At 42.7% G+C, this 12,268-nt stretch carries 14 protein-coding genes; 6 read left to right on the top strand and 8 right to left on the bottom strand.

The features are described from left to right. The first annotated feature begins 395 nt into the window (after window positions 1-395). The 3 genes from I8752_RS19480 (at window position 396) to I8752_RS19470 (ending at window position 3,830) form a co-directional block, all read left to right on the top strand. Window positions 396-1,292 (top strand): MBL fold metallo-hydrolase, encoded by an 897-nt coding sequence (locus I8752_RS19480; protein ID WP_214433948.1) that lies wholly within the window; start codon window positions 396-398, stop codon window positions 1,290-1,292. A 423-nt stretch (window positions 1,293-1,715) separates the two neighbouring features. Next, window positions 1,716-2,780, top strand: a complete 1,065-nt coding sequence (locus I8752_RS19475) for a bifunctional riboflavin kinase/FAD synthetase (protein WP_214433947.1) — start codon at window positions 1,716-1,718, stop codon at window positions 2,778-2,780. 141 nt (window positions 2,781-2,921) lie between these two features. Next, complete coding sequence (locus I8752_RS19470) at window positions 2,922-3,830, top strand: AAA family ATPase (RefSeq protein ID WP_214433946.1); 909 nt, start codon at window positions 2,922-2,924, stop codon at window positions 3,828-3,830. Between the two features lie 42 nt (window positions 3,831-3,872). Here I8752_RS19470 and I8752_RS38430 read toward each other — a convergent pair whose 3' ends face one another. From I8752_RS38430 to I8752_RS19435, 8 genes are all read right to left on the bottom strand, one after another. Next, a complete protein-coding gene (locus I8752_RS38430) occupies window positions 3,873-4,064 on the bottom strand; it encodes a DUF6760 family protein (protein ID WP_318780868.1) in 192 nt (63 codons plus the stop codon). Continuing rightward, window positions 4,016-4,396, bottom strand: coding sequence for a phage tail assembly protein (locus I8752_RS19465; RefSeq protein ID WP_214433945.1), 381 nt, complete (start codon window positions 4,394-4,396; stop codon window positions 4,016-4,018). Before I8752_RS19465 ends, I8752_RS38430 begins: the two co-directional genes overlap by 49 nt. Before the next feature lie 201 nt (window positions 4,397-4,597). Beyond that, window positions 4,598-4,906, bottom strand: coding sequence for a hypothetical protein (locus I8752_RS19460; protein WP_214433944.1), 309 nt, complete (start codon window positions 4,904-4,906; stop codon window positions 4,598-4,600). Between the two features lie 6 nt (window positions 4,907-4,912). After that, window positions 4,913-5,392, bottom strand: coding sequence for a phage tail protein (locus I8752_RS19455; RefSeq protein WP_214433943.1), 480 nt, complete (start codon window positions 5,390-5,392; stop codon window positions 4,913-4,915). Between the two features lie 98 nt (window positions 5,393-5,490). Further along, complete coding sequence (locus tag I8752_RS19450) at window positions 5,491-5,964, bottom strand: phage tail protein (RefSeq protein WP_214433942.1); 474 nt, start codon at window positions 5,962-5,964, stop codon at window positions 5,491-5,493. Between the two features lie 54 nt (window positions 5,965-6,018). Further along, window positions 6,019-6,492 carry a phage tail protein gene (locus tag I8752_RS19445; RefSeq protein WP_214433941.1) on the bottom strand — a complete coding sequence of 158 codons (474 nt, stop codon included), beginning with the start codon at window positions 6,490-6,492 and terminating at the stop codon, window positions 6,019-6,021. Window positions 6,493-6,739: 247 nt separating this feature from the next. Next, window positions 6,740-8,413: a phage tail sheath family protein gene (locus I8752_RS19440; RefSeq protein WP_214433940.1), complete on the bottom strand. Its 1,674-nt coding sequence runs from the start codon at window positions 8,411-8,413 to the stop codon at window positions 6,740-6,742. A 133-nt stretch (window positions 8,414-8,546) separates the two neighbouring features. Continuing rightward, window positions 8,547-9,077, bottom strand: coding sequence for a Pvc16 family protein (locus I8752_RS19435; RefSeq protein WP_214433949.1), 531 nt, complete (start codon window positions 9,075-9,077; stop codon window positions 8,547-8,549). Window positions 9,078-9,495: 418 nt separating this feature from the next. Between I8752_RS19435 and I8752_RS19430 the strand changes: the two genes are divergently transcribed. From I8752_RS19430 to I8752_RS19420, 3 genes are all read left to right on the top strand, one after another. Further along, window positions 9,496-10,674, top strand: a complete 1,179-nt coding sequence (locus tag I8752_RS19430; RefSeq protein WP_214433939.1) for a sensor histidine kinase — start codon at window positions 9,496-9,498, stop codon at window positions 10,672-10,674. Between the two features lie 203 nt (window positions 10,675-10,877). Further along, on the top strand, window positions 10,878-11,558 hold the full coding sequence (locus tag I8752_RS19425; protein WP_214433938.1) for a response regulator: 681 nt from the start codon (window positions 10,878-10,880) through the stop codon (window positions 11,556-11,558). A gap of 254 nt (window positions 11,559-11,812) precedes the next feature. Next, window positions 11,813-12,190 carry a four helix bundle protein gene (locus tag I8752_RS19420; protein ID WP_214433937.1) on the top strand — a complete coding sequence of 126 codons (378 nt, stop codon included), beginning with the start codon at window positions 11,813-11,815 and terminating at the stop codon, window positions 12,188-12,190. Window positions 12,191-12,268 lie beyond the last annotated feature (78 nt).

Genomic DNA, 12,268 nt, shown 5'->3' with positions numbered 1-12,268 from the left:
GAGTAGGGGGAGTAGGGGAGCAGGGGAGCAGGGGAGCAGAGGGAGCAGGGGAAGAAAATATTAATACCTTGTCCCCAATCCCCAATCCCCAATCCCCAGTACCCAATCCCCAGTACCCAATCCCCAGTACCCAGTAAAATGCATTACAGCCAAATTTAGGCTATAAAGGCTATAAAGTAGGAGCATTTTCGATATTAACGATACACGTACTATAGGAAAATTTGGGGCAACTGCCTTCCAATACCTCACCTGTGTGTACGCAACCAAGTTAAACAAGGTATGCTGTTTTACCAAAAAATACACCTTCTACTAAATATGGTGAGACAGCATAAACTGAAACAAAGTAAGTAACATTTTTATTGTCGATCGCCCGCTCAGTCCAGCAAGCAACACCCATGTCCAGGATAAAAAACCAATTTAGCGTACAATTTTGGGGCGTTCGTGGGAGCATCCCCAGTCCAGGGCCACACACCGTCCGTTATGGCGGTAATACCCCTTGCGTTGAGATGCAAGTGGGCGGTAAACGCTTAATTTTCGATGGTGGTACGGGACTGCATGTTTTGGGGCAATCTTTATTGCGCCAAATGCCGTTAGAAGCTCATATATTTTTTACCCATTCCCACTGGGATCATATGCAAGGGTTCCCCTTCTTTGTCCCAGGATTTGTCAAAGGTAATGACTTTGATATTTATGGGGCGATCGCTCCCGATGGTTCCACCATAGAACAGCGCCTAAATGACCAAATGCTTCACCCAAATTTTCCTGTGCCCTTACAAATCATGCAGGCAAATTTGAGTTTTCACAACATTAAACCAGGACAACCAATATATATCAATGACGTTACCATAGAAACGGCATCGCTAAACCATCCTGGTGAAGCTGTAGGCTACCGAGTCAACTGGCAGGATGGTGCTGCTGTTTACATTACTGATACAGAACATTTTCCCGATCGGCTAGATGAAAATGTCATGTGGCTAGCTCGCAATGCGGACATCCTCATCTACGATTCTACTTATACTGATGAAGAATATCACTCACCAAAATCTCCAAAAATTGGCTGGGGACATTCTACTTGGCAAGAAGCTGTGAAAGTAGCTAAAGCAGCTAATGTCAAGACTTTGGTAATTTTTCACCACGATCCCGCTCACAATGATGATTTTTTAGATTCTGTGGGAGAACAAGCGTCTGAAAAATTTCCTGGTGCAATTATGGCAAGGGAAGGAATGGTGCTTCAAGTTCCTACTTCACTCCCCTTATCAGAATCTTTTCCTGCTAGCAAGTTTTCTGTGTAAAGGTTGCAATCGAAGCGATTATCGATTTTAGATTAGATTGGTGATTGAGAGCTGTTAGCGCGACTGACCTCACAGTTGTGCCACCATCACAGGAGGCAGGAGGAGCAAGGGGATAAGGAAGATGAGGGGGATGAGGGGGATAAGGAAGATGAGGGAGAAATAACCACTGCCTCCTAACTCCTTACTCCTAACTCAGCAACGCCACTTGCTCCACTTGGGGAGCCACCCCGTTGGGCGGCTTCGCCGACTTGAAGGGAGTGGCGTGAAGCCCTAAGACCCTAAAGGGTTCAGCAGTTACTCTACTTGGGGAAACCCCAAGACCGTACTGCTTCACCGCAGTGGCTCCTCAGCACTCCTCTGGGCGGCTTACCGTCAGGTAGCTTGTAGCTGACAGCTAAATAAACCTAAAATCCCAGAATCCACGTGCTAAATTTGTCTCAAAATGGATGTTCTGTGTGGGTTGCTTCCTCGACCGAAGGGCTGCTAACACCAACTGCTGTTGCTCTTGGCAAATTTGATGGTGTGCATCTTGGCCATCACAGAGTCATTCAACCAGTTTTACACGCTGGCGATCGCTTATCAGTAGCAGGAGCGCAAGGTCTTGTACCCGTACAGGAGTCAAATGACAACCAACAACTGACAAATCAAGAACGTACATACTCAACAGTTGTCACCTTTGATCCCCATCCACAGGAGTTTTTTACCGGGCAACCTCGTGCTTTGTTAACACCATTGGATGAAAAAGTTCAACAATTGCGATCGCTTGGTGTCGAGCAACTAGTACTACTACCCTTTGACAAAGAATTATCTGCATTGTCTCCGGAAGATTTCGTAGAAAAGATTCTAGTACGACAACTGCAATGCCAACGAATTAGCGTTGGACATGATTTTTGTTTTGGTAAACAGCGCCGTGGCACTGCTAGGGATTTGCAATTGCTTGCTGCTAAGTACGATATTCCCGTTACTATCGTTCCCTTACAAACTTATACAGACACAGCCCCCACCCAGGAGATTCCCATTAGCACTTCATTGATTCGTCACTCTCTCGAAAGTGGGGACATCAAAAACGCCAACTTGCTCCTCGGTCGCCCCTACACTCTTACTGGTGTTGTCGTTTCAGGTCAACAACTGGGGAGAACTATTGGTTTTCCTACTGCCAATATTCAATTACCACAGGACAAGTTTTTGCCTGGTAAAGGTGTTTATGCTGTCCGTGTTTCTATTTTAAGTGAAACACCAGATGAGATACCTCAATCTCACAAGCTGGGTGTAATGAATATAGGCAATCGTCCTACTGTCAATGGTACTCGTTCTTCTGTGGAAGTACATTTGTTCGATTGGTCTGATGATTTGTATGGTAAAACACTGGCTGTAGAGCTAGTCGAATTTTTGCGACCCGAACAGAAATTTTCTTCACTAGAAGCCCTAAAAACACAAATTCAACTTGACTGTACCGTAGCTAGAAAAATTCTGAGTGCTAAATTTTGAGTGCTGAGTGCTGAGTGGGAATACTGTAAATGGGGTATCGGGAATTGGAGAAAGGGAAAAGGGAAAAACCATTTCCTTGCCCTTTAAACTTTTCCCCATTTTGCCCAATCCCTAGTCCTCAGTCCCCAGTACCCAGATTGCATGAGAGAAAAAATTGACGCTTTAACACAAAACCTTGCTCGTACTATCGTTGGCAAAACTGATGCCATACGCTTAGTATTAGTCGCGCTGCTAGGTGGTGGTCATGCCTTACTAGAAGATGTGCCAGGGGTTGGCAAAACTCTCCTCGCTAAATCTCTAGCTCGTTCGCTAGATGGTAAGTTTCAACGGCTACAATGTACACCCGATTTATTGCCAACTGACATTACCGGCACTAACATCTGGAACCCAAAAAGCGGCGAATTTAGTTTTCTCCCAGGCCCGATATTTGCGAATGTGCTGCTAGCTGACGAAATCAATCGCGCCACACCCCGCACTCAGTCAGCTTTGCTGGAAGTTATGGAAGAACATCAGGTGACAGTTGATGGCGTTTCTCGTGCAGTTCCCCTGCCTTTCTTTGTGATTGCTACCCAGAACCCCATTGAGTACCAAGGCACTTTTCCTTTGCCAGAGGCACAAATGGATCGGTTTATGTTGTCGTTGAGCTTAGGCTATCCTTCTGCTACAGAAGAATTAGAAATGCTGCAAAATCTCCAGCATGGTATTAATGTTGCTGATTTGCAGCCTTGTATTACCTTGGCAGAAGTGGCTCAATTGCGTCAACTTTGTTCCCAAGTTCGGGTGGATACTTCTTTACAACAGTACATACTGGAATTGGTACGGGCAACGCGGCAAGATGAGGAAATTACTTTAGGTGTTAGTCCTCGCGGAACTTTGGCATTACAACGGGCTACCCAAGCGTTAGCTTTTCTCTTAGGGCGTGACTATGCCATTCCCGATGATGTGAAATTTCTCGTACCCCATGTTCTTTGCCATCGCCTGATTCCCAGAGGAGGGCGCGGTGCTAGAACGATTGTTGAGCGATTATTGCGATCGCTTCCCATTCCTTAGAATAGTCAAAGAATCACGGACAGCCAAACAATATCTCCTAGCTTATTTTTGCTGCCTAATCTTGCCAATTTCTCCAACCCAACGCTGACGGTCTGGATGTTCTAAATTTAAAATATCTTCCAAACTCCAGTGAAAATGAAATGCAATACAGGCTACCTCCTCATTCAGCGTATCCGAGGGGTAGCCTACAATTCCCCCGCTAAAGCCAACTCCACTTGAAACTGACCGTTGCATTGAGGACACTGCACGGGAATATAAGCATCACCCTGTTGATTAATGCGATTGTAAAACTCTCGTAAATAAGCTAGATCCCGCGAAAAAAGATTCTCCAATAAATCGGTAGTTATCTCTGATAAATTGCCCAAGCGAACTATTACTCGTGATAACATCACAATCACTCCATAAGCTGAATTATCCAGAGCAGCACGATTTTTTTGGAGATAGATTTCATCTTTGGCAGTTGCCAAACGCATTACACCCTGACGATGTATATTCCCCTCTGCATCTACCAATCCTCTAGGTAGAATAAAGTCGAATTCTGTATTAATTGTATTTTTACTATCCATAAATATAATCTGAAAATATTGCTGGGGACTGGGGACTAGGTGAAAAGTCTTTTTGTGTCTAGAGTTGAGCGTCTGTTGATGTCCTAACACTACTCTTCTTTTATTTTTTATAGCCATAGTCACACCCTTTGAGACAGTAGTGATTGCTCAAAGCCTTGAAGTAACTGAGTTTATACTCAGCACTCAGCACTTTGCCATAATTTACTCTTGATTTTCTTTCTCTTCTAATTCGTTGATCTGTCGATAAAACTGTTGCAAATAACTCAAATCGCAAGCAAAAAAGTTTTCTACTACCGCAGGCGTTACCTCTTCTAACGCTCCCAAGCGAGTAATTACGCGAGATAAAATGATTACCGTTGCGTATGCTGGATTCGATTTCACGCGAGGGTCGCGCAACGGCACAATTTCATCCATTGCCCTAGATAAACGCATCACACCTTTGCGGTGCAAATTGCCATCCGCATCTAGATATCCTTTGGGTAAAGTAAACTCAAATTCAATTTGTAGCATTCGACGCTAATTTAGTCTGATCAATTCTTCAACTGCTAATTCCATTTCTTCAACTTCAAATTCATTAGCTGAAGCATTTAAATCAGTAATTTTGTAACTACTAGGCCAAGCACGCCGAAACTCAAATCTGGCGGTTTCTACAGCACCTTGATTATAAATTACTAAAGAGCCGTCCCGACGTTGTTTAGCCCAATTACCCTCTTCCACTGCTTTAAACCATTTCCACATAGTCATAGAAATAGTCATACCTCGGCGGAGGACAAGATTATTAGTTTTAACATTACCAGGAATTTTAGTACGGACTACCAGACCAGCCTTAGCTTGACCCCACTGCTGAGGTGTGACCTCAGCTACTTCAATGACATCTTGGGTACGTTTAAAACCTTGGCATTCCATAAAATAGCCATCTATTGGTTCCTGACTACCATCAAGTTTTAGTTCCAGGTAAAACCTGGAATTTGTGAGAATTTCGGGAATATCTGCCATGTGATTTTAACTTTAAAATATAAGGCAAAAGGCAATATATAAATATTGCTTTTACCTTTTAATGATTTATTATTTACAAATTATCAATTCAGCAAACTTTACTTGATCCGATGCATTGACTCGTAGGCAAACTCTACTGTTTCTGTACTCAGCCCTTCTTCACCTGCTGCCAATTTAGACGATTTATAAGTCTTAGGCATAATTCCTGTAATATTCCAACGAGCTGCTTCTTCGCCCCCTTGGTTGTAAAGAACTACGGAGCCAGTTTTACGCGCTCCTTTAGTTTTTGTGCCTCCGCCAGCTATGACTTCAGAGTGAGATTCAGTGTACCATTCCACCAGTCTTTTGTCGTCAGAAGTAGCGACAAACTCCACAGTTATTGCTGAGTTAGTTACTCCTGTTACTGTAGCTTGAATGGCACTTTTACCCCCCTTAGTCACTCCAAAAGATTTCATATCACCAGCAGTTTGAAGTGTATTACCTACCCCACTAACTTTTTTGACAATTAGATCCTCCAAGCCGTCTAATTGGAAATAAAATTTAGAACAAGCAAGAATTTCACCCTTAGCCATTAAACAACTCCTAGTTAATTAGGTAAATTTTATTTAATTTTTCAATCCAGGCATTTATTTTGCTCGATTGATTTGTTCGCACACTATTTCAAAAGTTTCTACAGCTAATTCATTACTTTCCGCAGAAAAATCAGACACTTTATAAGACTTGATCCAAGCGTTAGTTAAATTCCAACGCAGAACTTCTGTATCTTCACTGTTGTAAGCAACTATTGAACCGCTTTTGCGGTTGCCACTCCATTTACCATCTCCTCCCTCACTTTTGGGCATAGTAGCCTTCATCCAGTTATAAAAATCCATATCACCTTCACATACATATACTTCTATGGTGACGTTGGGATTTTCTTCAAATCCTGCGGAGGTAGTTTGCCAAAGGGTTTTGCCATTTTTAGTTGAGGCTAGAGGTTTTTCGTGACCAGAAGTTTGCCCTGTGAAAGATACTTCTGTCACACTTTTAATCAACTTGTCTGACAAACCATCAAATTCTACGTAATACCTACTAGTAGGAATCGGTTTTAGTTCGGGCATATTTTAAATCCTCTAAAGTTGCTAGTACATAAGGCAAGAGAAGGCAGAAGGAAATAAAGCTAGTAGTTTATCGCAAAAGTTTTGATAAGTTAATCAACTTTTCAATTTCTCTTCTTTCTCTCTTCCTTTGCGTTCTTTGCGCCCTTTGTGGTTCGTTTTTTTCCATCAAAATTAATGCGATGAATTACTAGTACAGTCAACTGAACCATGCAGACGCGAACAACACCGCGTCTGCACTTCAAACTGATTACTGGTTAGGGGCCCATTGACTAAAGCGGAAGATTACAAATTCTGCCGGTCTGACTGGACAAACACCAACTTCGATGTACAAGCGACCCAACATCATGGTTTCGTGAGTGTTGATGCTAGAGTCGCATTTGACATAAAACGCTTCAGCTGCCGAAGCACCGAATAAAGCACCTTCTCGCCAAAGTCTTTCTAGGAAGTTGCTGACGGTACGGGTGACACGCGCCCACAAATCTTGGTCGTTAGGCTCAAATACTACCCATTGAGTACCGAGTTCTACGGATTTCTCGATATAACTCATCAAGCGGCGAACGCTGATATAGCGCCATTGCACGTTATCTGGTTCTACCAAAGTTCGAGCGCCCCAAATGCGAATTCCTCGGTTGGGGAAGGTGCGGATACAGTTAATACCCAAGGGGTTTAATAGTTCTTGTTCGCGCAAGTTGGTTTCATAAGCTAAACCAATAACACCTCTGGGTGTGTCGTTCGCAGGTGCTTTATAGACACCTCGCGTTTCATCTGTACGACACCAGACTCCTAGCATGTGACCAGAAGGCGGAACCAGAATCGGTCTACCACCGTTGCGGGGGTTGGGTACTTTAATCCAAGGGTAATAGAGGGCGGCAAATTGCGATCGCCGATTAAATGCGCTCAACCACTGGGCGATATGCTGCGGTTTCACCTGGGTTGGAGATACTGCCGCACCACCACCCTTGCAAGGTGGCGGGTCTAGTACTACCATCCGGTTGGGGGCCGTATTTTCGCACAGGCTGACCATTGTCTCCATAATCCCATGCACTTGGTCGAGATCCAAGATGCCATTTTGATATGCCCGTAACAAGTCAGGGAAGGCAATCATGGTAACTTCGTCAATCTCAAAGATACCTTGCATACCGGTGCGATCGTCGCGTACCCCTTGTACGTCTCGCGGGAAACGGTCTGGAGTCGATATCACTGGTGGAGGACTCACCTCGTAGTTACCATTGGACGGACGACGGGATAGAGGTTGTCCGGGTGTTTCTAAGTCAACCGCATTAACAAACTCAGACTCTCGCAGAGCTGTTAAAACATAAGTACCTGCATCTGCTTGAACTTCTGGGTTCATCGACACATGGTCGTATTCTTCCAGAACTTCTCCATTCCGGCTAATTACAACTTTAAAGAATTCCCCAGTATTCAACGGTGGTTCTGCTTCTGGGTTTTCTGGCGGACGAGGCTGACTTTCAGTAATTGCAACATTCAATCGACCTTCTTCCCCAGTTTGTTCATTTTCACCTTCAGCAGGCTTCAGGGCAAACTGTAAAGAAGGACGATTACCCGTAGTACGAATCTTTAGAGCTGTTTCTTCTGCGGGTGGTGGCTGGGAACCTGGAAGTTTAGTACCAATGCTGGCTACCCAACAGCGTCCTCCGCCATTGAGAAACCAACCATTCACAGCAAAGGGTAAATAAGCATCGAAATCTGTATAACCATCAGAACCTTGTTTGGCATAGTATTCCAGATACTCATTCCACGATGTCACTAACATTGGTTTAAACAATTCGGCATCACCGCGCACATCTTCGGTAAAGCCGATAAATCCAGCGATATTAGTACTCACGCCCTCAATCGGGCGGCTACCTCGGTCTACTTCTTCGACGTATACACCAGGAGCAAAGTAATCTAATCTAGGCATAGTGGCTGATTTTCCTGTAAAAGACGAAGGATGAAGTAAAAAACTTCACACCTGATATTTCTCGGTTTGGCAACAATGACACTAAATAGAAGGCATAAAGTATTCGTATTTTTCAGCTTTTAGCCTTCATGCTTCATACCTTCTTGAGCAATATTTCCTTGTTAGTTTTGGTTAAGAGATTGCTTTGCAGATTAAAGGGAATTGTCAACGTCACATACAAAGCTGGACGTAATGGAACGCCCAAAGCACTCCACAAAGCAGCAGCATCGATGGGATGCACAGCAGAAACGGTCATTGACAATTCGCCATGACCGCGTAGTGCTGGGGCTAACACCTCCTCTTGGAGAGAGTGGTGATGTAAAAGTATTATCAAGACCTCTGACAGCAGACGTTGTTCTCCCAAACTGGTGAAATCCCAGGCACTCACCAGAAATGACACATCAAACCATCTAGTTGAGGACATTGATATTCCCCGCTCGACTGAATGACGACAAACCGATTGCTGTACGTACACATTTTCTCGAATGTTGTAACAGTACAAGTTCAGCCTGGGGTTTACATTCTGCTCCACGCTAGGGTGGTTAAAATCAATTTGCTCTGTACTGAGCAGGGAAATCCCGTCAGCTAAAATTTCTGCTAAAGTCTGGGTAGCAGCTGGGATCATAAAATACAACAGCAGGGTTCCTGAAATGCTCCGTCACTCATTTTGGTAGGTATATTTTATGCCACCGCAATTTATGTACGGAGGGTGAAGCTTCCTTGTCAGAGTTCCTGATGCAGGCAGCAGAGAGAACTTTATTTGCTGCCTACACTACGGGAAAGCGAAGGGCTTACAAAACGCAATAAACCTTTTCTGGGCGAGCTATCTATAGCTTAGATATCTAGCAGTCTAGTGGTTATTAGACTTTGGTCGATATTCTAAAATAATTGTTGCAATTACATAAATTGCGAGTTTGAGCATATAAGCTATATTAGTCCGTATTTATACAGTAATAAGCCTAGTTCCCTTATAGGGGAAATATTGGTTATTTAGTAGCATTTACAACGCTTTTTTCCTATTAGAGTCTGTCGGAGAATAAAAGATGAAGGCTGCTACTCAAAATTTGACTGCTCAGATACCTTTACCTTCATCTACGCGCAATTTACCAAGTAAATTGGCGGAGGTTGATGTTAATAAAATTTGCCAACTCATTGTTCAACAGTTAACAGCATTGATTCCAACTGTGGCTGTTTGGACTGTATATCACAATCTAGATACGGGAAAGCGCCAATTAGTGGCAGAATCGATGCAAGAGCAAATGGCTTGTGCTCAAACAATACCCTATTTGAAGACTGGCTACTTTGGCTCTGGGCATCACCTCAATTCATATCTGCAACAAGAAAAATGGTTGTTAGAAGATTTACCTGTTCTGGAAATCGTTGAATTCAAGGTGACACAAGAGTATTGCGTTTATGTTTGTTGTGTAGGTGATGAAAATGTCGGAACAGCAGAATATATACTCATATGTACTGCTGAGATGCTTTCACCCGAACAGCAACAATTACTACTTAGCAATGCTCAATTGCTGAGTCAGTATTTAATTATGTATAAAGAGCGATCGCATCACATTACAGAAATTGCATCTTTATCTCAAGCACTGGGACGAACAGAACACCAACTGCGAAATCCTTTGGCATTAATTAATCTGTATGCCGAAAATCTCCGCTTGGCTTTGCCATCAGGCTGTTTGCAAGAACAAGCAACACTCATTCGCCAAACAGTGGATGAACTCTGTGCTAAGTTGACTGATTTACTTTACTACGGTCAGCGAACAAGATTACAGATGAAGCAACATAATTTGCAAACAATTGTTGCTGAAAGTATTAAAGGTCTACAGCCCTGGTTAGAACAGAAAAAATTACAAATTCGCTATCCCGATAAACCCGTACATGTGACAGTCGATAGCTGGCAAATGAAACAGGTTTTTGACAATTTATTAGCTAACGCAGTTCATTTCAGTCCTGATGGTGGGACAGTGAATTGCAATTGGTATGTGTATAATCGTGAGGTTTTAGTGGAAATTTGCGATCGCGGTTCGGGAATTTCCCCAGAAGACTTAAAACAAATATTTAAACCTTATTATTCTCGGCGTGTAGGGGGTACTGGTTTAGGATTAGCGATCGCTCAAAAAATCATTCTCGATCATCAAGGTAACTTATGGGCAGACAATCTTCCCGAAGGTGGCGCTCAATTCTCCTTTACCTTACCAATTAAAAGGTAAAACTAAAAAAGCAAAATAGAAATATTTCTTCATCTCAAATTAAAACATAAATATTATTTATATAACAAGGTAAAGGATAAAAACCGCCTCTATCCAGCCTTGTTCTGTGTATTTTAATTACGAATTACGAATTACGAATTACGAATTACAAATTACGAATTACAAATTAGTATCACTCCCTTCAATAAACCAGGGGAACTACCATGAATGGTACAAAAGAGCTAGTTTCAATTCTGCTTGTAGATGATGAACCGCACTTTCGGCAAGGGATACGCACTTTATTAAACTTTTATAACAATAGCAGTGGTGTAGGTTTCAACATAGTTGGGGAAGCAGCTTCAGTTGAGCAAGCTCTTAAGTTAACCACAGAGCAACATCCTGCTTTAATTTTGCTGGATTTAGAATTACCTCCAGAAGATGGAATTACTGCTCTGCATCGCCTCACAGAATTATCTTACAAAGGGAAAGTGCTCATCTTGTCAGGACATCAGCAAGATGATTGGGTATTTCGAGCCATGCAAGCTGGTGCTTGGGGTTATGTTTTTAAAGACCAATTAGCAACCCAACTACACGAAGCTATCAGCACAGTAATTAACAATAAAGTATATTTACCCCCAGAGGTAGCAACTGGCTTTTTTCGTTTATTTCACTACTACACAGGACAGTCTCTAACTGCTGGTAACGGCATTCAGTTAACCGAACGAGAGCGAGAAGTATTAAACTGGTTAGTTCAAGGAGCTTCTAACGAACAAATTGCTAAACATCTTTACATTACAGTCGCTACCGTTAAAGCTCACTTAACAGCCATCTTTGAAAAATTAGGTGTTGCTAGTCGCACTCAGGCGATCGTCAAAGCTTTAAAGATGGGTTTGGTTTGCTCTTAGAGAAAGGGTGTAGGGGTGTAGGGGTGTAAGGGTGTAGGGGTGTAGGGGTGTAAGGGTGTAGGGGTGTATGGGTGTAGGGGTGTAAGGGTGTAGGGGTGTATGGGTGTATGGGTGTAAGGGTGAAAGGGTGTAGGGGTGTAGGGGTGTAGGGGTGTAAGTTTATTAATTAAGTAGTAAGTAATGACTATAAAACCAACGAAAGAACCATCATTACCCTTATTGTTCTTAAAAGTGGAGTAAAGAAAAAATTATAAATGATAAAAGAGTCATCAGTACAGTCGTATCGAGATTTGAAAGTTTGGCAAGAGTCGATGAATCTGGCTGAGTCTTGTTACAAATTAACCCAGGTATTTCCCAAAGAAGAAACTTATGGAATGATTACACAAATTCGGCGAGCAGGGGTATCGATTCCAGCTAATATTGCTGAAGGTTATGGAAGAAGGACGCGTGGCGAATATATACAATTTCTGTACATTGCTCAAGGTTCGCTCAAAGAACTGGAAACACATTTGTTATTATCCATTCGTGTCGAACTAACTTCATCACTAAATATTACTGCTGTTCTCAATCAATGTGAATCAACAGGTAAGCTTTTATTACTCCTGATTCGCGCCCTAGAAAACAAAGGTTAGAGGTGTTAATAATTCTTTATCCACTTACACCCCTACACCCCTACACCCTTATCTTTGTGCCATTCGACTAATGACCAA

It is taken from the genome of Dendronalium phyllosphericum CENA369 (genome assembly GCF_016056275.1).
Lineage (GTDB): Bacteria > Cyanobacteriota > Cyanobacteriia > Cyanobacteriales > Nostocaceae > Dendronalium > Dendronalium phyllosphericum.
The sequence above is the reverse complement of the archived record's forward strand: the minus strand, read 5'-3'. Positions and strand labels throughout refer to the sequence as shown.

Excerpts from the sequence above, each read along its gene's own strand:
- I8752_RS19480 (WP_214433948.1), top strand. The coding sequence starts at position 396 with ATGTCCAGGATAAAAAACCAATTTAGCGTACAATTTTGGGGCGTTCGT.
- I8752_RS19470 (WP_214433946.1), top strand. The coding sequence starts at position 2,922 with ATGAGAGAAAAAATTGACGCTTTAACACAAAACCTTGCTCGTACTATC.
- I8752_RS38430 (WP_318780868.1), bottom strand. The coding sequence starts at position 4,064 with ATGCAACGGTCAGTTTCAAGTGGAGTTGGCTTTAGCGGGGGAATTGTA.
- I8752_RS19465 (WP_214433945.1), bottom strand. The coding sequence starts at position 4,396 with ATGGATAGTAAAAATACAATTAATACAGAATTCGACTTTATTCTACCT.
- I8752_RS19460 (WP_214433944.1), bottom strand. The coding sequence starts at position 4,906 with ATGCTACAAATTGAATTTGAGTTTACTTTACCCAAAGGATATCTAGAT.
- I8752_RS19455 (WP_214433943.1), bottom strand. The coding sequence starts at position 5,392 with ATGGCAGATATTCCCGAAATTCTCACAAATTCCAGGTTTTACCTGGAA.
- I8752_RS19450 (WP_214433942.1), bottom strand. The coding sequence starts at position 5,964 with ATGGCTAAGGGTGAAATTCTTGCTTGTTCTAAATTTTATTTCCAATTA.
- I8752_RS19445 (WP_214433941.1), bottom strand. The coding sequence starts at position 6,492 with ATGCCCGAACTAAAACCGATTCCTACTAGTAGGTATTACGTAGAATTT.
- I8752_RS19440 (WP_214433940.1), bottom strand. The coding sequence starts at position 8,413 with ATGCCTAGATTAGATTACTTTGCTCCTGGTGTATACGTCGAAGAAGTA.
- I8752_RS19435 (WP_214433949.1), bottom strand. The coding sequence starts at position 9,077 with ATGATCCCAGCTGCTACCCAGACTTTAGCAGAAATTTTAGCTGACGGG.
- I8752_RS19430 (WP_214433939.1), top strand. The coding sequence starts at position 9,496 with ATGAAGGCTGCTACTCAAAATTTGACTGCTCAGATACCTTTACCTTCA.
- I8752_RS19425 (WP_214433938.1), top strand. The coding sequence starts at position 10,878 with ATGAATGGTACAAAAGAGCTAGTTTCAATTCTGCTTGTAGATGATGAA.
- I8752_RS19420 (WP_214433937.1), top strand. The coding sequence starts at position 11,813 with ATGATAAAAGAGTCATCAGTACAGTCGTATCGAGATTTGAAAGTTTGG.